At 68.6% G+C, this 23,543-nt stretch carries 24 protein-coding genes; 8 read left to right on the forward strand and 16 right to left on the reverse strand.

The window, feature by feature from the left end; translation table 11 throughout:
- The first annotated feature begins 75 nt into the window (after positions 1-75).
- The 5 genes from OG210_RS06710 to OG210_RS06730 all read left to right on the forward strand — a co-directional run bounded on the left by OG210_RS06710 (position 76) and on the right by OG210_RS06730 (position 5,155).
- The gene (locus OG210_RS06710; protein ID WP_328331495.1) at positions 76-1,014 is read left to right on the forward strand and encodes a cellulose-binding protein; all 939 of its coding nucleotides are present in this window, start codon (positions 76-78) and stop codon (positions 1,012-1,014) included.
- A gap of 221 nt (positions 1,015-1,235) precedes the next feature.
- Positions 1,236-2,249 (forward strand): ABC transporter ATP-binding protein, encoded by a 1,014-nt coding sequence (locus OG210_RS06715; RefSeq protein ID WP_328331494.1) that lies wholly within the window; start codon positions 1,236-1,238, stop codon positions 2,247-2,249.
- 2 nt (positions 2,250-2,251) lie between these two features.
- Positions 2,252-3,019 carry an ABC transporter permease subunit gene (locus tag OG210_RS06720; protein WP_328331493.1) on the forward strand — a complete coding sequence of 256 codons (768 nt, stop codon included), beginning with the start codon at positions 2,252-2,254 and terminating at the stop codon, positions 3,017-3,019.
- Positions 3,020-3,170: 151 nt separating this feature from the next.
- A complete protein-coding gene (locus OG210_RS06725) occupies positions 3,171-4,289 on the forward strand; it encodes an ABC transporter ATP-binding protein (protein ID WP_328331491.1) in 1,119 nt (372 codons plus the stop codon).
- Positions 4,286-5,155, forward strand: a complete 870-nt coding sequence (locus tag OG210_RS06730; protein ID WP_328331489.1) for an ABC transporter permease subunit — start codon at positions 4,286-4,288, stop codon at positions 5,153-5,155. Before OG210_RS06725 ends, OG210_RS06730 begins: the two co-directional genes overlap by 4 nt.
- Positions 5,156-5,188: 33 nt before the next feature.
- Here OG210_RS06730 and OG210_RS06735 read toward each other — a convergent pair whose 3' ends face one another.
- Positions 5,189-5,521, reverse strand: a complete 333-nt coding sequence (locus OG210_RS06735; protein ID WP_327299570.1) for an ATP/GTP-binding protein — start codon at positions 5,519-5,521, stop codon at positions 5,189-5,191.
- A gap of 221 nt (positions 5,522-5,742) precedes the next feature.
- Here OG210_RS06735 and OG210_RS06740 point away from each other — a divergent pair, with 221 nt between their 5' ends.
- A complete protein-coding gene (locus tag OG210_RS06740) occupies positions 5,743-6,774 on the forward strand; it encodes an LLM class flavin-dependent oxidoreductase (RefSeq protein WP_328331487.1) in 1,032 nt (343 codons plus the stop codon).
- A gap of 72 nt (positions 6,775-6,846) precedes the next feature.
- On the opposite strand, the gene OG210_RS06745 is transcribed toward OG210_RS06740, so the two are convergent.
- Positions 6,847-7,239: an SCO5389 family protein gene (locus OG210_RS06745; protein ID WP_164267472.1), complete on the reverse strand. Its 393-nt coding sequence runs from the start codon at positions 7,237-7,239 to the stop codon at positions 6,847-6,849.
- Between the two features lie 213 nt (positions 7,240-7,452).
- On the opposite strand from OG210_RS06745, the gene nucS reads away from it, so the two are divergent.
- Positions 7,453-8,124, forward strand: a complete 672-nt coding sequence (gene nucS / locus OG210_RS06750; RefSeq protein ID WP_328331485.1) for an endonuclease NucS — start codon at positions 7,453-7,455, stop codon at positions 8,122-8,124.
- Between the two features lie 161 nt (positions 8,125-8,285).
- On the opposite strand, the gene OG210_RS06755 is transcribed toward nucS, so the two are convergent.
- The 3 genes from OG210_RS06755 to OG210_RS06765 form a co-directional block, all read right to left on the reverse strand.
- Positions 8,286-10,874, reverse strand: a complete 2,589-nt coding sequence (locus tag OG210_RS06755) for an ATP-binding protein (RefSeq protein ID WP_328331483.1) — start codon at positions 10,872-10,874, stop codon at positions 8,286-8,288.
- 212 nt (positions 10,875-11,086) lie between these two features.
- Positions 11,087-11,410: an STAS domain-containing protein gene (locus OG210_RS06760; RefSeq protein ID WP_164264323.1), complete on the reverse strand. Its 324-nt coding sequence runs from the start codon at positions 11,408-11,410 to the stop codon at positions 11,087-11,089.
- Positions 11,411-11,556: 146 nt separating this feature from the next.
- Positions 11,557-12,405: a 3-hydroxyacyl-CoA dehydrogenase family protein gene (locus OG210_RS06765; protein WP_327295213.1), complete on the reverse strand. Its 849-nt coding sequence runs from the start codon at positions 12,403-12,405 to the stop codon at positions 11,557-11,559.
- Between the two features lie 323 nt (positions 12,406-12,728).
- Here OG210_RS06765 and OG210_RS06770 point away from each other — a divergent pair, with 323 nt between their 5' ends.
- A complete protein-coding gene (locus OG210_RS06770; RefSeq protein ID WP_328331481.1) occupies positions 12,729-13,301 on the forward strand; it encodes a cob(I)yrinic acid a,c-diamide adenosyltransferase in 573 nt (190 codons plus the stop codon).
- 45 nt (positions 13,302-13,346) lie between these two features.
- Here the strand turns inward: OG210_RS06770 and OG210_RS06775 are convergent, their stop codons facing one another.
- The 11 genes from OG210_RS06775 to OG210_RS06825 all read right to left on the reverse strand — a co-directional run bounded on the left by OG210_RS06775 (position 13,347) and on the right by OG210_RS06825 (position 23,488).
- Positions 13,347-13,793, reverse strand: coding sequence for a DUF2550 domain-containing protein (locus OG210_RS06775; protein WP_328331479.1), 447 nt, complete (start codon positions 13,791-13,793; stop codon positions 13,347-13,349).
- Between the two features lie 118 nt (positions 13,794-13,911).
- The gene (locus OG210_RS06780; RefSeq protein WP_266853021.1) at positions 13,912-14,286 is read right to left on the reverse strand and encodes a F0F1 ATP synthase subunit epsilon; all 375 of its coding nucleotides are present in this window, start codon (positions 14,284-14,286) and stop codon (positions 13,912-13,914) included.
- Between the two features lie 128 nt (positions 14,287-14,414).
- Positions 14,415-15,869, reverse strand: a complete 1,455-nt coding sequence (gene atpD, locus OG210_RS06785) for a F0F1 ATP synthase subunit beta (RefSeq protein WP_328331477.1) — start codon at positions 15,867-15,869, stop codon at positions 14,415-14,417.
- Positions 15,869-16,786 carry a F0F1 ATP synthase subunit gamma gene (locus OG210_RS06790; RefSeq protein WP_328331475.1) on the reverse strand — a complete coding sequence of 306 codons (918 nt, stop codon included), beginning with the start codon at positions 16,784-16,786 and terminating at the stop codon, positions 15,869-15,871. Before OG210_RS06790 ends, atpD begins: the two co-directional genes overlap by 1 nt.
- 20 nt (positions 16,787-16,806) lie before the next feature.
- Entirely contained in the window at positions 16,807-18,402 is a 1,596-nt protein-coding gene (gene atpA, locus OG210_RS06795) for a F0F1 ATP synthase subunit alpha (RefSeq protein WP_328331473.1), read from the reverse strand.
- Between the two features lie 130 nt (positions 18,403-18,532).
- A complete protein-coding gene (locus OG210_RS06800; RefSeq protein WP_328331471.1) occupies positions 18,533-19,348 on the reverse strand; it encodes a F0F1 ATP synthase subunit delta in 816 nt (271 codons plus the stop codon).
- Complete coding sequence (locus OG210_RS06805; RefSeq protein ID WP_371535293.1) at positions 19,345-19,893, reverse strand: F0F1 ATP synthase subunit B; 549 nt, start codon at positions 19,891-19,893, stop codon at positions 19,345-19,347. The genes OG210_RS06800 and OG210_RS06805 overlap by 4 nt, the downstream gene beginning before the upstream one ends.
- A gap of 42 nt (positions 19,894-19,935) precedes the next feature.
- Positions 19,936-20,181, reverse strand: a complete 246-nt coding sequence (gene atpE, locus OG210_RS06810; RefSeq protein ID WP_266853030.1) for an ATP synthase F0 subunit C — start codon at positions 20,179-20,181, stop codon at positions 19,936-19,938.
- A gap of 73 nt (positions 20,182-20,254) precedes the next feature.
- On the reverse strand, positions 20,255-21,061 hold the full coding sequence (atpB, locus tag OG210_RS06815) for a F0F1 ATP synthase subunit A (RefSeq protein WP_327295222.1): 807 nt from the start codon (positions 21,059-21,061) through the stop codon (positions 20,255-20,257).
- A 304-nt stretch (positions 21,062-21,365) separates the two neighbouring features.
- Entirely contained in the window at positions 21,366-21,809 is a 444-nt protein-coding gene (locus OG210_RS06820) for a hypothetical protein (RefSeq protein WP_328331469.1), read from the reverse strand.
- A gap of 308 nt (positions 21,810-22,117) precedes the next feature.
- Entirely contained in the window at positions 22,118-23,488 is a 1,371-nt protein-coding gene (locus OG210_RS06825; protein ID WP_328331467.1) for an MraY family glycosyltransferase, read from the reverse strand.
- Positions 23,489-23,543 lie beyond the last annotated feature (55 nt).

The following is a 23,543-nucleotide window of genomic DNA, read 5'->3' on the forward strand; positions in this document are numbered from 1 at the left end:
TCCGCTCGATGACACGCCGCTTCGGCCCCTAGGATTCCCCCTATCACCTCACCGGTCTCATTCGACAGGAACCCCATGAGCGACACTTCCTCCCCATTCGGCTTCGAGCTCGTGCGGCGTGGTTACGACCGCGGTCAGGTGGATGACCGCATTACCAAGCTCGTCGCCGACCGTGACAGCGCTCTGGCACGGATCACCTCTCTTGAAAAGCGCATCGAGGAACTCCACCTCGAGACGCAGAACGCGCAGGCCCAGGTCAACGACGCGGAGCCGTCGTACGCGGGTCTCGGCGCGCGCGTCGAGAAGATCCTCCGGCTCGCCGAGGAGGAGGCGAAGGACCTCCGTGAGGAGGCCCGTCGCGCGTCCGAGCAGCACCGCGAGCTCGCCGAGTCGGCCGCCCAGCAGGTCCGCAACGACGCCGAGTCCTTCGCATCCGAGCGCAAGGCGAAGGCCGAGGACGAGGGCGTCCGGATCGTAGAGAAGGCCAAGAACGACGCGTCCTCGCTGCGTTCCGAGGCCCAGAAGGACGCGCAGTCCAAGCGTGAGGAGGCCGACGCGCTCTTCGAGGAGACCCGCGCCAAGGCCGCCCAGGCCGCCGCGGACTTCGAGACGAACCTGGCCAAGCGCCGCGAGCAGTCGGAGCGCGACCTGGCCTCGCGTCAGGCCAAGGCCGAGAAGCGTCTGGCCGAGATCGAGCACCGCGCCGAGCAGCTCCGTCTGGAGGCGGAGAAGCTGCGTACGGACGCCGAGCGCCGCGCCCGTCAGACGGTGGAGACGGCTCAGCGCCAGGCCGAGGACATCGTCGCCGACGCGAACGCCAAGGCCGACCGGATCCGCAGCGAATCGGAGCGCGAGCTGGCGGCGCTCACCAACCGCCGCGACTCGATCAACGCGCAGCTGACCAACGTCCGCGAGATGCTGGCCACGCTGACCGGTGCCGCGGTGGCCGCCGCCGGTGCGCCGGCCGACGAGGAGCCGGCCTCCCACGGAGTCCCGGCGCAGCAGACCCGCTGAGCCACTGAGCCGCAGATACGCTGCTTCTCCCCCGGGGCCGCGTCTCGGTGATCTCAGTACATCCGCGGTCTGCGTACCGCGGGCAAGCCCCCCGTCATTCCGGTGGCGGGGGGCTTGTCGTACGCCTAACGTGGCTGCGTGCTGCCCTCAGGATCCGCGCGGCCCGGCCGGGGGCAGGGGGAAGGCCGGGCGAATCACCAGAAACGACGAGGCGGAACGCAGTGATCGAACTCTCGGGGCTGACCAAACGCTATGGCGAGAAGACGGCGGTCGACCAGCTCACCTTCAATGTGCGACCGGGCATCGTCACCGGCTTCCTGGGGCCCAACGGCGCCGGGAAGTCCACCACGATGCGGATGGTCCTCGGCCTGGACAACCCCACGGGCGGGGACGTCCGGATCGACGGCAAGCACTACAAGGACCTCAAGGACCCGCTGCGGCACATCGGCGCGCTGCTCGACGCCAAGACCATGCACGGCGGGCGTACGGCCCACAACCATCTGCTCTGTCTCGCGCAGAGCAACGGCATCCCGGCGTCCCGGGTCGGCGAGGTGCTGGAGACCGTCGGCCTCTCGGCGGTGGCGAAGAAGCGCGCCAAGGGCTTCTCGCTCGGCATGGGGCAGCGGCTCGGCATCGCGGGGGCGCTGCTCGGGGACCCCGAGATCCTGATGTTCGACGAGCCGGTGAACGGGCTGGACCCCGAGGGCATCCACTGGATCCGCAACCTCATGAAGTCCCTTGCCGCGCAGGGCCGCACGATCTTCGTCTCCTCGCACCTGATGAGCGAGATGGCCCTCACCGCCGACCACCTGGTCGTCATCGGGCAGGGGCGGCTGATGGCCGACACCAGCATGTCCGAGTTCATCGCGGAGAACTCGCGGTCGTACGTGCGGCTGCGCTCCCCGCAGCGGGAGCAGCTCTTCGACGTGCTGCACGAGGCCGGGTACAAGCCGGTCTCGGCGGGCGACGGCACGCTCGAAGTGGACGGCACCGCCGCGGCCGACATCGGCGAACTCGCCGCCCGGCACCAGCTCGTCCTGCATGAGCTGAGTCCCCAACAGGCTTCACTCGAAGAGGCGTTCATGCAGCTCACCGCGGAATCGGTGGAGTACCACGCACACAACGGCGGCGACAGCGCTCCTCCGGTCGCACCTCAGCAGCCTGGGCAGCAGCCCGGGTGGGGCCAGAACCCGCAGCAGCCCAGGTGGGGCCAGAACCCGAAGAGGGGGGCCTGACCATGGCGGCCGCCCAGGTGATGAAGTCGGAGTGGACCAAGATCCGCTCGGTGCAGTCCACCGTCTGGACACTGGCGAGCGCGCTGGTGGTGACGGTGGCGTTCGGGGCGCTGTTCAGCGCGCTGTCGAACTCCCAGTTCAGCAACATGCCCCGCTCGGACCAGCTCACCTTCGACCCGACGTCGGTGAGTTTCGCGGGGATCGTGCTCGGTCAGCTCGCGCTGATCGTCTTCGGGGTGCTCGTGGTGTCGAACGAGTACAGCACCGGAATGATCCGGATGTCGCTGGCCGCCGTCCCGCAGCGTGGCACCTTCTACGTCTCCAAGATCGTGGTGGCCACGGTCCTGGCGTTCGTCATCGGTGTGGTGACGAGCTTCCTGACGTACTTCCTCGGCCAGGCGCTGCTCGGCGTCCACCGCTCCCACATCGGGGACCCCGGTGTGCTGCGTGCCGTGTTCGGCGCCTCGCTGTACATGACACTGATCACGATGTTCTCGATGGGCGTCGCCTCGCTGCTGCGCAGTCCCATGCTGTCGCTGGGCATCCTGATGCCGTTCTTCTTCCTGATCTCCAACATCCTGGGGAGCGTCTCCGCCACCAAGAAGGTCGGGCAGTACCTCCCCGACCAGGCAGGGAGCAAGATCACCCAGGTGGTGTCGAGCAGTGACAGCGCTCCTTACGGGCCCTGGGCCGGGCTGGGCATCATGGCCCTGTGGGTGGCGGCCGCGGTGCTCGCCGGCTATGTGCTGCTGAAGAAACGCGACGCCTGACGGCCGTTCCGGAGCCGGTGGCCGGAAACCACCGACGCTCACGACTTGGCTGGAACCGTAAAGGCCTGGTTATCCTCCTCACTCATACGGGGGTGTTCGGCCGAAAGCGGCCAGGCCCCGACGACACGAAAAACGTCGATGGGGCTGGAGAATGATCGAGGCAGTCGGCCTGACGAAGCGCTACGGCGCCAAGACGGCCGTGTACAACCTTTCCTTCCAGGTGAGGCCCGGCACGGTGACCGGCTTCCTGGGGCCCAACGGCTCCGGGAAGTCGACCACCATGCGCATGATCCTCGGCCTCGACCAGCCGACCTCAGGGCATGTCACGATCGGCGGCCACCCCTTCCGCAAGCTGCCGAACGCCCCCCGGCAGGTCGGCGCACTGCTCGACGCCAAGGCAGTGCACGGCGGCCGCAGCGCGCGCAGCCATCTGCTCTCGCTGGCACAGCTCTCCGGGATCCCGGCGTCCCGGGTCGACGAGGTGCTCGGTGTCGTCGGCCTCCAGGAGGTGGCCCGCAAGCGCTCCAAGGGGTTCTCACTCGGCATGGGGCAGCGCCTGGGCATCGCCGCCGCCCTGCTCGGCGACCCGCAGGTGCTGCTCTTCGACGAGCCGGTCAACGGCCTCGACCCGGAAGGCATCCTCTGGGTCCGCAATCTGATGAAGTCCCTTGCCGCGGAGGGCCGTACCGTCTTCGTCTCGTCGCACCTGATGAGCGAGATGGCCCTCACCGCCGACCATCTGATCGTGATCGGCCGGGGCCAGTTGCTCTCGGACATGAGCATCAAGGACTTCATCTCGCACAACTCGGCCGACTTCGCGCGGGTCCGCACCCCCGACGTGGCGCAGCGCGAGAAGCTGACGGCCGCGCTCACCGAGGCCGGCGGGCAGGTCATGCCGGAGCAGGACCTCGCGCTGCGGGTGACCGGGCTGCCGCTGGCGCGGATCAGCGACCTCGCGCACGACGCCGACGTACGGCTGTGGGAGCTCTCGCCGCACCAGGCCTCGCTGGAGGAGGCGTACATGCGGATGACACAGGGGGCGGTGGACTACCGCTCGACCGCGGACCAGCTGTCCGGCTTCGAGCAGCCCGGCCACCCGCTGCCGGTGCCGCCCGAGATGCCGCAGCAGGACTGGTACGCCCCGCCGCCGCCCGGCCAGAACCCGTACGCCACTCCCCCGGCCGCCGCGCCCGCGCCGCCCGCCGCCGGCCCCACAGCGCCGCAGGCCGCCGCCCCCGCGCCCGCTCCCGCCCCGAAGGACCTCCGATGACGACCCCCGCTTCCGCGCCGTTCCAGCCGCCGCAGCAGCAGCCGCCACTGCCGCACCAGGCTCCGTCCTATGTGTCGCCGATCCCGGTGACCGACGCGCACCTCGGGCACGCCGTCGCTTCGGAGTGGACGAAGATCAGGTCGGTCCGCTCCACGATGTGGACGCTCGGCGTGCTGATCGTGCTCATCTTCGGCATCGGCCTGCTGTCGACGGTCGCCGTCAGGTCGTCCGGTTCCACCATGAACGGCACCCCGGTGCTGAGCATGGGGTTCTTCGGCGTGCTGCTCGGCTCCATGTGCGTCATCACCCTCGGCGTGCTGACGGTGGCGTCCGAGTACGGCACCGGCATGATCCGTACGACCCTGACCGCCTGCCCGAGCCGGGCGCGGGTGCTCACGGCGAAGGCGATCGTCTTCTTCCTGCTGACGTTCGTGATCCTGCTGGTGACGACCGCGCTGGTCGCGATGTTCCAGTACGCGGTGCTCAAGGGGACCGGCGCCCGCACACCGGACGGCGCGGAGTGGATCCGTGCGACGGTGGGCGTCAGTCTCTATGTCGCCCTGCTCGGCCTGCTGGCGCTGGCTGTCGGCTCGCTGATCCGACACTCGGCCGGTGCGATCACGATCATGCTCGGGGTGCTGCTGCTCCCGCTGGTGCTGGCGCTGTTCATGTTCGCGCGGTCGCTGTCCGGCCTGCGCGAGAAGCTCTTCGAGTACTCGATCCCCAACCAGCTCAGCGCCTTCTACAGCACCTCGGTCTCCAGTGGTACGGGACCGTCCGGCTGGGACCCGCTGTGGATCCTGCTCGGGGTGACGGCGGTGGTGTTCGGGGGCGCGGTCGCCGCGCTCAGCAGCCGCGACGTCTGAGACGGCCGGCCGGACACTCAGCCGGTGGGCGAGTCAGTATTTCGGTGCGTTACGGGACCGCTGCACCCGGGAGGTGCGGCGGTCCTTGGCGTTCCAGCAGGCCTTGTGCCAGTGCCTGCGGTCGTCGACCCCGCCGTACTCGGGCCAGGCCACCACATGCGGCACCCCCGAGGGGATCTCCTGGTCGCAGCCGGGGCAGCGGTACCGCTTGCCCTGCGCACTCGCCCCGCTGACCATGCGGACCGACCACTCCTCGCCCTGCCAGGACTCGGTGGCCTGAAGACCGAAGCGGTCGGGCCCCCCACCCCCGCCGACGGACTCGCTCGGCTTCTCGCCCCCACGGGGGCGGTTGCGGCGCGGGGACACGTAACACCTCACGGGGCAGAGCGGACAGTTTCTCGCTCAGTCCAGCCTACGGGCAGCGGAACGCCACATCCGTACCGCTCACCGTGAGAACGTGAAAGCCCTGAGGCCCTGCTTACCGGAAAATCACAACAGCTTTGCGATGGGCCGTGCCTTTGGCACGTGTCAGGCGTTGTTGCCAGTAAGGGGAGAGTCGCGTCGGCGCCGCAAGGAGGCAGTAGGCGATGCGTGTTGGGGCATTTGTACTGGCAGCCCAGTTCCCGGGGCAGGGGCAGGAAGAGGCACTGCACCGCGCGGTGCAGTCGGCCGAGGTGGCCGAGGAGGCCGGGCTCGACGCGGTCTGGCTGGCCGAGCACCACTTCGTACCGTACGGCGTGTGCCCGTCGGCCGTGACGCTGGCCGCGCTGGTGCTGGGCCGCACCCGGCGGATCCAGGTCGGTACGGCGGTGAGCGTACTGCCGACCGTGCACCCGGTCGCGCTGGGCGAGCAGGCGGCGCTGCTGCACATCACATCCGGCGGGCGGTTCAGCCTCGGTGTGGGACGCGGCGGGCCCTGGGTGGACCTGGAGGTCTTCGGCGCGGGGCTCGGTGCGTACGAGAGCGGCTTCCCGGAGTCGCTGGATCTGCTGCTGCGGTGGCTGCGCGAGTCCCGGGTGTCGGCCGGCGGGGAGCGCTTCCGCTTCCGCGAAGTCCCGGTCGTACCAAGGCCGCAGGAGCTGCGGTGCGGTGAAGTGCCGGGGCCCGAGGTCATCGTGGCGTGCACCTCGCCCGCCAGCGTGCGGCTCGCCGCCGAGCGCGGGCTGCCGATGCTGCTCGGGATGCACTCGGACGACGAGGAGAAGGCCGAAATGGTCTCCCTGTGGCGAACGCACGCGCGGGCAGCGGGAGTTCCGGCCGGGAACGTGGCGGAGGCCGGGCATGTGGCGGCCGGGGTGGCGCAGATCGCGGACCGCCGGGCCGAGGCGACGGAGACTCTGGTGAAAGCGATGCCGGGCTGGCTCAAACAGGGACTTGACGCCCATGTGACCGTCGACGGCAGGCACCGTGCGATGCGGGACCCGGTCGCGTACACGGAGATGCTCTGCGGGATCCACCCGGTGGGCCCTCCCCGCCTGGCTGCCGACCGGCTCGCGGCCACGGCGGAGAGGACCGGCATCACACGGTTCGCGATGCTTGTGGAGGGTTCGGGCGATGTCGCGGCCACCGAGGACAACCTCCGGCTGATCGGAGCCGAAGTCCTCCCGAGGTTGCACTGATCCAGTGGAACCGGGCGCTGCCGCTCCGGCAGCCAAGACACCTCCAGTGGTGCGGAGCGGCAGCCCGGCGCGTCAGCAGTCCCTGAGTTCCGGAGACTGGTTCAGCAGCTGGCCCCTGATCGAGGTGAAGCGGCCGAGCCGCTCATCGACCGAGGGATCCAGCGGGAAGACCGCCACACGGTGGCAGTTCTGGAATGCCAGGCGCACCCCGAAATGCCGCTGCAGCGCTCCACGTATCGCGTCACTCGCGAGTGCGCGCAGCAGCTGACCGCGCGCCTGCTCATTGGGGGGAGGCGTCTGGTTGTCGGCGAACTCGCCGCCGTCGACCTTCAGCTGGACCGCCAGAGAGCTGATCATCTCCCATGCGTAGGGCAGGGAGGTCCGGACGCAGTCGATGAAGTCGGCTTCATCGACCTCGCCTCGCTCGGCCTGTTCGAGTAGGGCCGGTGAGACGTCGAGCGACATGGGTTCTCCTCTCGCGGCCCCGGAGTAGCCGGGGCCTTACGGGCAGGGCCGGAGAATCGCGACGCAGAGTACACGCGCGACAACCTCCTGCTTCCACGGTATGCGTGCGCAGGCCCCCGCACCAGGAGAATGGGCACACAACAGGCCAATAACGAAGAGGGTTGTTCAGGGCGAATCGCGTACCAGCGGCAATGTCGAGTAGCGTTGCCGACCATGCGTCTCGTCATCGCCCGCTGCTCCGTCGACTATGCGGGCCGCCTCACCGCCCATCTGCCGTCCGCTCCGCGCCTGATCCTGGTCAAGGCCGACGGAAGCGTCTCGATCCATGCGGACGACAGGGCGTACAAACCCCTCAACTGGATGTCTCCGCCCTGCACTCTGAAGGAGGGGACAGGGGACGACACCGGTCAGTGGACGGTCGTGAACAAGGCGGGCGAGAAGCTCATCATCACGATGGAGGAGGTCCTCCACGACTCCTCGCACGAGCTGGGGGTCGACCCGGGGCTCATCAAGGACGGCGTCGAGGCGCATCTCCAGGAACTCCTCGCCGACCGCATCGAAACCCTCGGTGAGGGCCACACCCTGATTCGGCGTGAATACATGACGGCGATCGGTCCGGTGGACATCCTCTGCCGGGACGCGGAGGGCGGGACCGTGGCGGTCGAGCTCAAGCGGCGTGGCGACATCGACGGCGTGGAGCAGCTCACCCGCTATCTGGAGCTGCTGAACCGGGATCCCCATCTGGCCCCGGTGAAGGGCGTCTTCGCGGCGCAGGAGATCAAGCCGCAGGCCCGGGTGCTGGCCACGGACCGCGGGATCGAGTGTGTGGTGCTCGACTACGACGCGATGCGGGGCATCGAGGACGACAAGCTGCGGCTCTTCTGAGGAACGGGAACAGCCGGCCCGGCCGAGACAACTGAATCTGCTGAACTTGGTGAAGCAGCTGAACCAGCCGAACGGAAGGCCCCGGTGGATGTCCGCCGGGGCCTTCCGCTGTGTGCCGTGCCGTGTCAGCCGTGCCGTGCCGACTGGGTGCCGGGTGAGCCTCAGCCTGCCGAGGGAGACGAGGCGGACGCCGAGGCGTCCCCCGGAGGCGTGGACGGACTCCCGCTGTCCACCGGCCCGCTGGAGGCCGTGGAGGGCCGCATGGCGCTCTGGGTGGTCGAGGGCGAATTGGCGGGCGGCGGGTCCTCGGTCGTGGAGTCCGACGGGCTGGGGGTCGGGCTGCCCGGGCCGCTCGGCGACGTGGACGGGCTGCTGGGCGGCGAGTGCGAGGGCTTGGCCGGCGGCGTCGACGGCTGCGTGGGCGGCTTCCCGCTGGAGTCGGACGGCTTGCCCGACGGTGACGAGGGCTTGTCGCCCGGTGTCGACGCGCCGTCCGACGGTGTGCTGCTCGCGGACGGCCGGTCGCTGCTGGTGGCGCTCGGGCCGGCGGGGGTGGAGGGGGCGGCGGTACTGCCGGTCGAGCCGTCCGAGGTGCCCGGCGTGCTCCGGGTGGGCTCGTCCGCGCTCATGCCGTCCTTGCCGCTGCCGTCGTTGACGGACTGGCCGGGCGTGTCCCCGGGCCCGGAGTCGCTGTTGCCCGTCGCTCCGAGGGTCACCACGGTGCCGAGCACTCCGGCGAGCAGCACCCCGGCTCCGGCCGCGACCAGATTGCGCCGGGCGCCTCCCAGGACCGTACGGCGCCGGGTGTGCGGAGCGGCGCTCGCCGGGGGCACCTGCTGGGTGACCAGTGTGATGTGGTCGTGGGGCGCCGGGGAGAGCGAGACGACCGCGCCCGCCGCGCCGGGGCCCACGGGCAGCGGGGCCACGTCCTCGGGCGCGGGCGGCAGCACCTCGGCCCCCTGCGGCGGGGTGTCGCCCGGGGCGCCCGGCACATAGCCGCCCAGCGATGCGGCTCCCGAGCGGTCGGCGATGAGCGCGAGCGCCCTGCGCCCCGCGACCGTACCCGCCTTGTCGGCCAGCGCACCGCGCAGCGCTATGGAGGCCTCCAGCTCGGCCAGCGCCCGGTCCGGGTTACCGGTGCAGAGCGCCAGTACGCCCAACTCATGGTGGAAATAAGCCTCTTCGGCGACCTCGCCGGAGAGCCTGGCCGCCTCCTGGCCGGTCCGCAGGGCGCGCTCCCAGGCGCTCCAGTGCAGTGCGGCAGCGAAGGCGGGAGCGGCGCTGCGGGCCAGCAGTACGGCGGCGCTGGGGTGTCCGGCCTCCGAGCCGGGCACGAGTGCGCTCATCGCCGCGAGGACGGCGTCGGCCTCGGCGGCCGCCCGCTCCGGTGCCACCGAGGGGTGCCCGGCCCACCAGGCGTAGTGCTGGGCGGTGGTCAGCGCGTGCCCGGCGGAGTCGTCGGCGTACCCGCCGGCCTCCAGCTGCTGGACGACGCCGGCGGCCAGCCGGTAGTGCGAACCGGCCGGGGAGAGCAGCCCGGACCCGGCCAGCTCCCCCATCGCCGCGTCGGCGTGGGTGTCGCCGACCAGCGCCGGCAGATGGGCCTGGTGCGGCACCTCGCCGCCGAGCGCCACGGCGAAGGCCAGCGTGGCCCGTGCCGCGTCGCTGAGCCGCTCAGCGAGCAGCTGGGCGGGTGCCGCCCCCTGGCCGAGGGTGGGCAGCGGCACCTCGGTGGCGTCGCCGGACGGGCCGGCGGCTCCGCCGGGGCCGCCCGCGACGGCGTCGTCGTCACTGGGGCCCGGGTAGGCGCCGAAGGAGTCGGGGCCGGTGCGCAGCAGGTCGCGCTGGCGCAGCAGCGCCCCCGCCTGGACGAAGCGCAGCGGCAGCCCCTCCGACTCGAACCACAGGTCGCCCGCCCAGTTGGACTCCTCCTCGGTGAGCGGCCGTTCCACGGCGCGCTCCAGGAGGTCGAGCGAGGCGCTGCGCCCGAGACCGCCGAGGAAGACCTCCTCCAGGTGGGACTCGGGGAGCGGGGCGGCCACCTCCGGGGTCGCGGCGAGCAGGAAGGCGCACTCGGGGGTGGCGTCGAGCAGCTCCTCCAGTGCGGCCCCGCCGAGCTCCAGATCGTCCAGGACGACGATCGCGCCGATCCCGTTGACCAAGGTGAGGAGCTCGGCCCTGTCGGGCCGGTGCAGGGGGGCGCGGTAGACGGCGGCGAAGAGCCCGTACAGCAGGTCGGCGGCGGTGCGGTGGTACCCGGAGAGCCTGACGACCCCGTCGGGCGCGAAACCCGAGCAGTCCCGGGCCACGGCGTCGAGCAGCGAGGTGCGCCCGGAGCCCGCCGGGCCCGTCAGACGTACGGACCGCCCGCGCGCCAGCAGCCGTACCAGCCGCTCGTGCTCCTCCTGCCGCTCAAGCAGCGGGAGTTCGGGCCCTGCTGGCCCCGGCGGCACCGGCGGGCCCGCCGCGCGCAGCAGGCCCGTACGCTCCTCGGGGCTGTACCGCTCCGGGGCGCCGGGGTGTTCGCCCGGCGGGCAGTGTTCAATCTCACTGCCGTCGACCGGGTTCACGGTGACCAGGAAGTCACCTGTGACGAGCCGCACGGTACGGGCGCGGGCGGGCGCCTGCTGCGCGAGGTCGGGTGCGAGCGGGTCCCGCGGCGGTCTGGGCGAGGCCGGACCACCGGGCCACGCCGGACGGCGGCCGGGATCCTGGCCGTACTCGTCCGGTCTGCTGTTCATCGGGTCCATAGGTGAAAGCCCCCAGCTGGCGTTGCGCGCGGTCTGCCTTCCCGGCCTCGCACACCACGCTGTCGCTTCTGGTCCGGTGCCTACCGCACATGGGTTCGTCAATCAGTAGGCGACCGAACCCTAAACCTTCGGCCAGTATCCGTCACCACTCGGGGTCCCCCGGCGCCGGGGGACGGTCCCCGCAGGACCGCAGGAGTGGTACACGGGCTCCGTCAGACGCGGGGCAGGCACTCGGCGGCGATCCCGCCCTCGATGGCCAGAATGCGGTGCAGCCGGGTCGCCACCAGGAGGCGCTGCATCTGCGGCGGCACCCCGCGCAGGACGAGCCGGCGGCCGCATCTCCCGGCGCGCCGGTGGACGCCCATGATCACCCCGAGTCCGGTGGCGTCCCACGAATCGAGTTCGGTCAGGTCGAGCACCAGATCGCCGACACCGTCGTCGACAGCCGAGTGCAGGACCGTACGGGCGTCCGCCGCGCTGCGAACGTCGAGGCGGCCCCCGACGACCAGCTCGACGTGGTCGCCCCTGATATGCATATGCGCTCCCCGGGAGTTCTCGGACTCCGTCACGTCTTTCACGTCTGTCACTGAACTGACTGCCCCGCCGGGAAAGAAGTTGCCGTCCGTAAGCGAACCGATACCGAATTCACCCAACCAGGTGATCGCAGGGCGAGCTGTGCGATTCAGTGCTTGTAGAACCCCTGCCCGCTCTTCCTGCCGATGTCACCCGCGTCGACCATTCGGCGCATCAGCTCCGGCGGAGCGAACTTCTCATCCTGGGATTCTGTGTAGATATTGCCCGTGGCGTGCAGCAGGATGTCGACGCCGGTCAGGTCCGCGGTGGCCAGCGGGCCCATCGCGTGCCCGAACCCGAGCTTGCAGGCGGTGTCGATGTCCTCGGCGGTGGCCACGCCCGACTCGTACAGCTTCGCCGCCTCGACGACGAGCGCGGAGATGAGCCGGGTGGTGACGAAGCCCGCCACATCGCGGTTGACGACGATGCAGGTCTTTCCGACGGACTCGGCGAACTCCCTTGCGGTGGCCAGGGTTTCGTCGCTCGTCTTGTAGCCGCGGACCAGCTCGCACAGCTGCATCATCGGGACGGGCGAGAAGAAGTGCGCGCCGACGACCCGCTCCGGGCGCTCCGTCACCGCCGCGATCTTGGTGATCGGGATCGCCGAGGTGTTGGAGGCGAGGACCGTGTCCTCCCGTACGAGCTTGTCGAGGGCACGGAAGATCTCGTGCTTGACCTCAAGCTTCTCGAACACCGCCTCCACGACGATGTCGGCGTCGGCGGCCGCGTCCAGATCGGTGGTCGTGGTGATCCGTGCGAGCGCGGCGTCGGCGTCGGCCGCTTCCAGCTTGCCCTTCGCGACGAACCGCGCATAGGACGCCTTGATGGCATCGGTACCGCGGGTCACGGCCGCATCGGTGACATCGCGCAGAACAACGTCCCAGCCGGCCTGGGCCGACACCTGCGCAATTCCGGAACCCATGAGTCCGGCTCCGATGACAGCGAGCTTCCTGGCCAATTGACACCCCTTCAAACGGCTTTCTGCAAACGGCTCTGGGGCGGAGGCTATAGGGAGCGGGGCGCCTTGTGGTGGCTAAGAGATGCGCGTCACGTCCCACATGGCGGACATCACACTCCGAGGCGTCATCCTCAGGCCCTTACTGCGTAGTTGAGCACTTTCTCCCCCAGGACCTCTTCCATCCCTGGTCTTGCATGGGTATCCCCGGCTTCGGCCGGGAGGGGAAACGCATCCTTGGCCCGGAGGCGCGCGGCGCCGTGACGGTGGGCACACGTGTCTTCCGCAGGGCTGGCGGCTGACCGCGCCCGGATAGGCTCGGCCGCATGGTCAATCTGACGCGCATCTACACCCGTACCGGCGACAAGGGCACCACCGCGCTCGGTGACATGAGCCGGACCGCCAAGACCGATCTGCGGATCTCCGCGTACGCCGACGCCAACGAGGCCAACGCGGCCATCGGTACCGCCGTCGCGCTCGGCGGCCTGCCGGACGAGGTGGTGAAGGTACTCGTCCGCGTCCAGAACGACCTGTTCGACGTGGGGGCCGACCTGTGCACGCCCGTGGTGGAGGACCCGAAGTATCCGCCGCTGCGGGTGGAGCAGTCGTACGTCGACAAGCTGGAGGCCGACTGCGACCGTTTCCTGGAAGACCTGGAGAAGCTGCGCAGCTTCATCCTGCCCGGCGGGACGCCCGGGGCGGCGCTGCTGCACCAGGCGTGCACGGTGGTACGCAGGGCCGAGCGGTCGACCTGGGCAGCACTGGAGGTGCACGGCGAGGTGATGAACGTGCTCACCGCGACCTATCTGAACCGGCTGTCCGACCTGCTGTTCATCCTGGCGCGCACAGCGAACAAGGAGATCGGGGATGTCTTGTGGGTGCCGGGCGGCGAGCGGTAGGCGGGCCGGGGCTGACCAACCGGCCTCCTACGTAAGCCAGTTGAGCTAAGCCACATTCACTCTCTGGCCGGGCGGTGCCGCTTCCAGCCAGGCGAGGAAGCCCGTCAGCGCGTCCTCGCTCATCGCGAGTTCGAGCCGGATGCCCTGGTGCGAACATCGCAGCACGATCGCATCAGAAAGGAGCGCCAGTTCCTCCTCGCCCTCCGGCGTACGCCGGGAGACGACTTCGATGGACTGGCGCTCCAGAGTGCGGCGCGGGCGCGGGGCGTACGAGAAGACGCGGAACCACATGATGCGGTCGCCGCTGTACCTGGCCACCCCGTACACCCAGCCTTTGCCGGACACATCCGGTTTCTCCGGAAGGTCCCAGCGCACACTGCAGTCGAAGGTGCCCCCGGAACGCTGGATCAGCCGCCGTCGCAGGCCGAAGACGAAGAGTCCCACCGCTACCAGTACGACGACCAGGCCGCACACAAGCAGAGCGAGGATCATCTACACCGACCTCCTCGCCTCATACCGTAAGGGAACTGGTTCTGCATCGCCTCAGCCGCGACCCGGTCCGGATGGTTCCGGACGGGCCGCGGCTGAGGTCAAATCTCGGTGGGAGGCGTCAGTTCCCCGTCACCGCACGCAGTCGGACGTCGGCGCGCCGCTCGGCGACGGCGTCGTCCTCAGACTTCGCGCTCTCCAGCGCACGCTCGGCGCGCTGGACATCGATCTCGTCCGCCAGCTCCGCGATCTCGGCCAGCAGCGAAAGCTTGTTGTCGGCGAACGAGAGGAAACCGCCGTGCACAGCGGCAACGACCGTCCCGCCCTCGCTCGTACGAATGGTCACCGGGCCCGATTCCAGCACACCGAGCAGCGGCTGGTGATTGGCCATGACCCCGATGTCGCCGGACGCGGTGCGCGCGACAACGAGAGTCGCCTCGCCGGACCAGACATTACGGTCCGCCGCGACCAGCTCGACGTGCAGCTCAGCAGCCAAAGGAGGCTCCTCGGGTCACCACCCGGCACTGCTGCCGGGTGTTGGGTCAAAGTCTAATGGGCGTACAGAGAGGGGCGGGACACACCCGCCCCTCTCCGGGAGTCTGATGACTCACATGGGGCAGCGACTCAGGAGACGCCGAGCTCCTTGGCGTTGGCCTTGAGGTCCTCAATGCCACCGCACATGAAGAACGCCTGCTCGGGGAAGTGGTCGTAGTCCCCGTCGCAGATCGCGTTGAACGCGGTGATCGACTCGTCGAGCGGCACGTCCGAACCGTCCACGCCGGTGAACTGCTTGGCGACGTGGGTGTTCTGCGACAGGAAGCGCTCGACACGCCGGGCACGGTGGACAGTGAGCTTGTCCTCCTCGCCCAGCTCGTCGATACCGAGGATCGCGATGATGTCCTGGAGGTCCTTGTACTTCTGAAGAACACCCTTGACGCGCAGAGCGGCGTCGTAGTGGTCCTTCGCGATGTAACGCGGGTCCAGGATGCGGGACGTCGAGTCCAGCGGGTCGACCGCCGGGTAGATGCCCTTCTCCGAGATCGGACGGGACAGCACGGTCGTCGCGTCCAGGTGGGCGAAGGTGGTCGCCGGCGCCGGGTCGGTCAGGTCGTCCGCGGGGACGTAGATCGCCTGCATCGAGGTGATCGAGTGTCCACGGGTCGAGGTGATGCGCTCCTGCAGCAGACCCATCTCGTCAGCCAGGTTCGGCTGGTAACCCACCGCGGACGGCATACGGCCGAGCAGGGTGGACACCTCGGAACCGGCCTGGGTGTAACGGAAGATGTTGTCGATGAAGAAGAGCACGTCCTGCTTCTGCACATCGCGGAAGTACTCCGCCATGGTCAGACCGGCAAGCGCGACACGGAGACGGGTGCCCGGGGGCTCGTCCATCTGACCGAAGACAAGCGCCGTCTTGTCGATGACGCCGGACTCGGCCATCTCCTCGATGAGGTCGTTGCCCTCACGGGTACGCTCACCGACGCCCGCGAACACCGACACACCGTCGTGGTTGTTGGCGACGCGGTAGATCATTTCCTGGATCAGCACGGTCTTGCCGACACCGGCACCACCGAACAGACCGATCTTTCCGCCCGTGACGTACGGGGTGAGAAGGTCGATGACCTTGATGCCGGTCTCGAACATCTTGGTCTTCGACTCGAGCTGGTCGAAGGCCGGGGCCTTGCGGTGGATCGGCCAGCGCTCGGTGATCTCCGACTCGGCCTCGGGCTGGTTCAGGATCTCACCGAGGGTGTTGAACACCTTGCCCTTGGTGATGTCACCGACCGGCACCGTGATGCCGTTGCCGGTGTCGACCACCGGGGCCTGGCGGACCAGGCCGTCGGTGGGCTGCATCGAGATCGCACGGATCACGCCGTCACCGAGGTGCTGCGCGACTTCGAGGGTCAGCGTCTTGAGCTTGCCGTCCTCGGCCGGGTCAGCGACCTCGACCTTCAGCGCGTTGTAGATCTCCGGCATCGCGTCGACGGGGAACTCCACGTCGACGACCGGGCCGATGACCCGGGCAACGCGGCCCGTGGCGGCGGCGGCCGTCGCCGCCTCGTCGATAGTCGTCGTCATTACTTGTCACTCCCCGCGGTCGCGTCGGCCAGGGCGCTTGAGCCACCGACGATCTCGCTGATTTCCTGGGTGATTTCGGCCTGGCGGGCCGCATTGGCAAGCCGGGAGAGGCTCTTGACGAGGTCCCCGGCGTTGTCGGTGGCCGACTTCATCGCACGGCGGCGGGCGGCGTGCTCGGAAGCAGCCGACTGCAGCAGCGCGTTGTAGACACGGCTCTCGACGTAACGCGGCAGCAGCGCGTCGAGAACGCCCTCCGCCGACGGTTCGAACTCGAACAGCGGAAGCGCTTCGGCCTTCTTGTCCGACTGCTCGGCGGACTCGTCCAGGCTCAGCGGCAGCAGCCGGTTCTCGACCGGCGTCTGCGTCAGCATCGACTGGAACTCGGTGAAGACGATGTGGAGCTCGTCCAGACCGCCCTCGGCCGTGTCCTGCTGGACCGCCGCGATCAGCGGCGCCGACACGCTCTTGGCATCCGCGTACGTCGGGTTGTCGGTGAACCCGCCCCACGACTCCACGACCTTGCGCTCGCGGAAGCCGTAGTAGGCGACGCCCTTGCGGCCGACGACGTAAGTGTCGACGTCCTTGCCCTCACCGCGGAGCCGCTCGGTGAGCCGCTCCGCCGCCTTGATGGCGTTGGAGGAGTACCCGCCGGCCAGACCGCGGTCGCTCGTGATGAGCAGAACTGCGGCCCGCGTCGGGTTCTCGGCCTCCGTGGTCAGCGCGTGCTTCGTGTTGGAGCCGGTCGCCACCGCGGTCACCGCACGGGTGAGCTCGGTCGCGTACGGCATCGATGCCTGCACCTTGCGCTGCGCCTTGACGATGCGCGAGGCGGCGATCATCTCCATCGCCTTGGTGATCTTCTTGGTCGCGGTGACGGATCGGATGCGACGCTTGTAGACCCGGAGCTGGGCTCCCATGAGTCAGGTCCCTTCCGTCGTCACTTGGAGACGCTGACGGCCGGCGCGTCCTCGCCGAGGAGCTTGCCGTCCGAGGTCTCGAACTGCCGCTTGAACCCGGCGATGGCATCACCGATCGCGGTCACGGTGTCGTCCGACATCTTGGCGCCCTCGCGGATGGAGGTGAGGAGCTCCTTGCGCTCGCGGCGCAGGTGGTCCAGCAGCTCTTCCTCGAAGCGGCGGATGTCCTCGACCGGTACGTCGTCCATCTTGCCGGTGGTACCGGCCCAGACGGAGACGACCTGCTCCTCGACGGGCATCGGCTGGTACTGGCCCTGCTTCAGCAGCTCCACCATCCGCTTACCGCGCTCGAGCGAGGCCTTGGAGGCCGCGTCCAGGTCGGAACCGAAGGCGGCGAACGCCTCCAGCTCGCGGTACTGGGCGAGGTCCACACGGAGTCGGCCGGACACCTGGCGCATGGCCTTGTGCTGAGCCGAACCACCGACACGGGAGACCGAGATACCGACGTTCAGCGCGGGCCGCTGGCCGGCGTTGAACAGGTCGGACTCCAGGAAGCACTGACCGTCGGTGATGGAGATGACGTTGGTCGGAATGAACGCCGACACGTCGTTCGCCTTGGTCTCGACGATCGGGAGGCCCGTCATCGAACCGGCACCCATGTCGTCGGAGAGCTTCGCGCAGCGCTCCAGCAGACGGGAGTGCAGGTAGAAGACGTCACCCGGGTAGGCCTCACGGCCCGGCGGGCGGCGCAGCAGAAGCGATACGGCGCGGTAGGCGTCGGCCTGCTTCGAGAGGTCGTCGAAGATGATCAGGACGTGCTTGCCCGCGTACATCCAGTGCTGGCCGATGGCCGAACCGGTGTACGGAGCCAGGTACTTGAAGCCGGCCGGGTCGGAAGCCGGAGCAGCGACGATCGTCGTGTACTCCAGGGCGCCCGCCTCCTCCAGCGCACCGCGCACGGACGCGATGGTGGAGCCCTTCTGGCCGATGGCGACGTAGATGCAGCGGACCTGCTTCTTCTCGTCACCGGAGCGCCAGTTGTCGCGCTGGTTGATGATCGTGTCGACGGCCAGGGCGGTCTTGCCGGTCTGGCGGTCGCCGATGATCAGCTGACGCTGGCCACGGCCGATCGGCACCATCGCGTCGACAGCCTTGTAGCCGGTCTGCATCGGCTCGTGCACCGACTTACGCACCATGACGCCGGGAGCCTGCAGCTCCAGCGCACGGCGGCCGTCGGTCGCGATCTCGCCGAGACCGTCGATCGGGTTGCCGAGCGGGTCGACAACGCGGCCGAGGTAACCCTCGCCTACACCGACCGAGAGCACCTCACCGGTGCGCTGCACCGGCTGGCCCTCCTCGATACCGCTGAACTCACCGAGTACAACAGCACCGATCTCGCGCTCTTCCAGGTTCAGCGCAAGACCGAGCGTGCCGTCCTCGAACTTCAGCAGCTCGTTCGCCATGGCCGAGGGAAGACCCTCGATCTTGGCGATACCGTCGCCGGCCACGCTGACCGTACCGACCTCCTCGCGCGAGGCCGCGTCCGGCTTGTACGACTGGACAAAGTTCTCCAGCGCATCCCGGATCTCCTCCGGCCGGATCGTGAGCTCCGCCATCTGGGTTCCCTGCTCTCCTTGTTGGGCCTGAAGTCTTTGGGGGTCTGGGGGCGGCCCCCAGGAATCTTCTGCAATTTCTGCACGGCCCAACCGGGCCGCTCTTCTTGTTCTGCAGTTGTGCCGACGGTGGTCAGCCGGCGAGCCGCCGGGACGCCTCGTCGAGGCGTTCGGCGATGGTGCCGTCGATGACCTCGTCGCCGACCCGCACCGAGATCCCGCCGAGGACCTCGGGGTCCACGTCCAGGTTCAGGTGCATCTGGCGGCCGTAAAGCTTCGCCAGCGCGGCGCCGAGACGCTGCTTCTGCCCGTCGGTGAGCGGCACCGCCGATGTGACAACGGCGACGACACGGTCCCGGCGTGCGGCAGCGAGCTTGGACAGGGTCTGCAGACCCGTTTCCAGGCTACGTCCCCTGGGGTGTGTCACGAGACGCACGACCAGGCGCTCGGTCACCGGGTTGGCCCGGCCTCCGAGCAGGCTGCGCAGCAGCTCCGTCTTGGCAGCGGCTGTCGCCGCACGGTCGGTGAGCGCGGAGCGCAGTGCGGTGCTCGACTCGACGGTCCGTCCGAACCGGAACAGTTCGTCCTCGACGTCGTCCAGTGCACCGGACTGCTGGGCCGCGGCCAGATCGGCGGTGGCTGCGAGCTCCTCCAGCGAATCGACCAGGTCGCGCGAACGCGACCAGCGGGAACGGACCATACCGGCGACCAGGTCGGCGGCGGGGCCGTCCACCTGTCCGGCCAGCAGCCGTCCCACCAGCTCGGCCTTGGCCTCGCCCTCCTGCGCCGGCTCGGTGAGGACCCGGCGCAGGGTCACCTCGCGGTCGAGCAGCACGGTGACCTGTGCCAGCTGGTCCGCGAGCTGCGCGGCGTCGACCGACGGGGTGTCGGTCAGCGCCTCGAGACGCTCACGTGCAGCGGCCAGCGCCTCGCGGCTCGCACCGTTCATCGTCCGGCCTCGGCCTTCGAAGCGCTGCCCTCGAGGTCGTCGAGGAAGCGGTCGACCGTACGGCTCTGCCGGGCGTGGTCCTCAAGGGACTCGCCGACAAGCTTTCCGGCCAGCTCGGTCGCGAGCTTGCCCACGTCCTGACGGAGCGCGGCGGCCGTGGCCTTGCGGTCCGTCTCGATCTGGGCGTGACCCGCGGCGACGATCTCCTCGCGCTGCCGCTGGCCTTCCGCCCGCATCTCCTCGATGATCGTGGCGCCCTGCTCGGTCGCTTCCTGGCGGAGGCGCGCGGCCTCGTGCCTGGCTTCGGCGAGCTGGGCCTTGTACTGCTCAAGCGTCTGGGTCGCCTCGGCCTGAGCCTCGGCCGCCCGCTCCAGACCGCCCTCGATCGCGTCCTGCCGCTCGTTCAGAGTCTTCTGGATGTTCGGCAGAAGCTTCTTTCCGAGGAAGCCGAAGACGATGAAGAAGCAGAGCAGGCCGACAATCAGTTCCGCCGTATCGGGGATGAGCGGGTTCTCGGAGCCCCCCTCCGCCAGGAAGAGCATCATGTCTGAACCTTTCGTCGAATGTGGCTACCGGTCTGCTTCAGATCAGCTGCTGAAGACAAAGGGAACGACCAGACCGAGCAGCGCGAGCACCTCACAGAGGGCGAAGCCCAGGAACATGTTGGTGCGGATGATCGGCATGGCCTCGGGCTGGCGGGCCATGGCCTCGATGGAGTGGCCGAAGACGACGCCGATGCCGATGCCGGGGCCGATCGCGGCGAGACCATAGGCGATGGCGCCCATGCGGCCGGGGACGGTGGAAGCGGCGAGGTTAACAAGGTCGGCAGACATTTTCCGGTCTTCCTATGTGATGCGGACCGTTGGGAGGATTCCCAGCGGAAGGGCTGTGGGACGGGCAGACGGGTCAGTGACCCTCTTCGAGCGCTCCGCCGATGTAGATGGAGGCGAGCAGCGTGAAGATGTAGGCCTGAAGGAACTGGATCAGCACCTCAAGGGCGGTCATGGCGAGCGCCAGCAGGAACGAGCCGCCCGCGACGGCCGACAGGAGCGACGGCGTCAGCAGGTACCAGCTGGCCACACTGAACATGACGATCAGCATGTGTCCGGCGAACATGTTGGCCCACAGCCGCACCGCGAGGGTGAACGGCTGCAGAATGACCTTCTGCAGGAACTCCAGGACCACGATGAGCGGCGCGATGGGCTTGGGAAGCCCTTCGAGCCACACCAGGTTCTTGATGCCGCCGGCGAAACCGTGCTTCTTGAACGTCAGGAACATGTAGGTGACCCACACCAGGAGCGCGAGCACCACCGGGTACGCGAAGCGCGCCGTGGAGGGGAACTGCGCCAGCGGGATGACCGACATCAGGTTCATGATCCACACGAAGAAGAAGATCGACGTGAGGAAGGGGACGTACTTGTCGCCCTTCTTGCCGATCACTTCCCGCGCGATGCTACGGGCCACGAAGGTGTAGCCGATCTCGCCGACCAACTGCAGCTTCCCGGGCACAAGCTTCGGCTTGTTGAACGCGGCCCAGAAGAAGCCGACAACGAGCAGCATGCAGATGATCGCGAGGAGCATCGGCTTGGTGAAGTCGAAGCTTCCGATGCTGAAGATCGGCTTGAAGTCGAACGAGTGGAGGCCCGGCGCCGGGAACGCGCAGTCCGCATTGATGTGGCACCCGCTTTCAGCGAGCAGCGTTTGGGCACTCACCCGTGACTCCTTCGTCGTGACGCATAAGTAACGGCAACCTTGTGTGTCAGCGCGGCTGCTGGAGCCGCTTTTCGGCACTGGGGACGTGGTGGTGTGGCGGTGCCTCCGCGGTCCGCTGGAAGCATCCACCGAGGACCGGGCATCCCGGGTTCCGCGCCGTGTTCACAGCTGCCGGGCCGAGTACGCCGCCGGTCGTGAGGGCTGCGTCCTCCTCCGCTCATCAAGCGGGAGGGGCCTTCACTGGAAGCGATTCCGGACGATAGCAGACCGGGACGAACTCCCTTTAGGCCCCCCCTACACATGCTCAGGACTCCGTCTTCGCCAGGTCCGCCGTCCCCTTGGCGGGAACGGAAGGCTCGGGGTCCACATAGAGCATGCGGCTGGTGAGACTGTGACGAACCTGGCCTCCCACCCATGCCAGTGCGGTGACCAGCAGAGTGAGGGCGAACGCGCGGCCGTTGAACAGTGTCGTGTGACCGAAGGCGATGACGAAGACACCGATGAGCAGGATCTGCACGGCGTAGACCAGCAGTCCGGCCGTCATCGCCACCTGGGGCTTGTCCCGGGTGATGCGCATCAGGGCGGCGAAACCGGCGACGAAGAAGACACCGACGACGGCCAGTGCCACCACTCCGCCGATCAGGCCCTTCTCGCCTGCGACGAGGGCACTGACAACGGTGGCGACAATACCGACAGGGGCAGCGATGATCGTCGAGCCCCGGAGGATCCGGGCGTCGTTGGACGGCATGCGAACAGCTCCAGAAGGAGTTGGGGGTGGATATGCATGTGGTGACTGACGGCGACTCGTCGATGGTCTTACGTCGATCAGAGGTTAGCGCCGGGAGATGCGCCGGAAGACAGCTGCGGCTCGGTCCAAAAGGCCTTCTTACCAAGGCCTTTCAGTGCTCCAACCGGTGGTAGTGAACGCTATCACAAACTATTTGATGAGGTCTTTACCATGGAAGTGTGCTGCCCGTCACACATGAGAGTTAACCCGCGCGTGTGTGCATGCGGGCCGCTGGTTTGCCTGATATTGGGGGCTGTTGAGCGAAATACTCAACGCCACGTTCCGGCCTCGCGCCGATCGGGAAGCCCGGATCGGGGACCAATTGCGGTCGCCCCGTTGACGCCTGCGGGAATCGGTTCGCTTCCGTTCACATCGATATCCGGGGCGGGATCTTCCATTTCAAGTGAATTGCCCGACTCGTCGCATTTCGCTGCGCCGACTGTCTCCGGTTCCGTTTCGGCGGCCGCGCGACGGCGCCCGCGGTAACGGGGCGGGACGAACCCCTGGGCCCACTTCGGAGCGCGCGGGGTGAAGCGCGGCATGAGCAGCAGTGCGAGACCGACCGCGCTCAGCACGACGACCGCCAGCAGGATCCAGGTGGACGAGGAGCGCACCGAGTAGGCGAGGGCGCCGAAGGCGAACAGCGCCGACCAGAAGTACATGATCAGCACCGCCCTGCTGTGCGAGTGGCCGATCTCCAGGAGCCGGTGGTGGAGGTGGCCGCGGTCGGCGGCGAACGGCGACTGTCCGTTCCAGGTACGCCGGACGATCGCGAGCACCAGGTCCGCGAAGGGGACCGCGATGATCGTCAGCGGCATCAGGAGCGGGATGAAGACCGGCAGCATCGCGTGAGTGGCCTCACGTCCGCCACCGAGGTTGAGGCTCATCGCGTCCGGGTCGACCTGGCCGGTGACCGAGATGGCACCGGCGGCCAGCACCAGGCCGATCATCATCGATCCCGAGTCGCCCATGAAGATCCGGGCCGGATGCATGTTGTGGGGCAGGAAGCCCAGACACATCCCCATCAGTACGGCGGCGAAGAGGGTCGCCGGGGCTGCCGCCTCGATTCCGTACCCGTACCAGATCCGGTACGCGTACATGAAGAAGGCAGCCGCCGCGATGCAGACCATGCCGGCCGCGAGACCGTCCAGGCCGTCCACGAAGTTCACGGCGTTGATGGTGATCACCACCAGTGCGACGGTCAGCAGCGTGCCCTGCCACTGGGTGAGCGAGACGGTGCCGACGCCCGGGATGGGCAGCCACAGGATCGTCAGACCCTGCATGACCATCACGCCTGCCGCGATCATCTGGCCGCCGAGCTTGATCAGGGCGTCGATCTCGAACTTGTCGTCCAGGACGCCGATGATCCAAATCAGTCCGGCGCCGGAGAGCAGCGCGCGCGGTTCGTTCGACAGCGTGAAGACGTTGCCGAGGTTCTGCAGATGGGCCGCTACCAGCAGCCCGGCGCAGAGGCCGCCGAACATGGCGATGCCGCCGAGCCGCGGCGTCGGTTCTCGGTGCACATCACGGGCCCGGATCTCCGGCATCGCCCCGGCCATGATGGCGAACTTCCGCACCGGCCCGGTCAGGAGATACGTCACCGCGGCCGTGACGCAGAGCGTCAGCAGGTATTCACGCACGGGCTGCCCCACAGATATCGCTGGCCATCTCAGCCCCACACCTTAGCTTCGGCCT

It is taken from the genome of Streptomyces sp. NBC_00466, from assembly GCF_041433995.1.
Taxonomy (GTDB): domain Bacteria; phylum Actinomycetota; class Actinomycetes; order Streptomycetales; family Streptomycetaceae; genus Streptomyces.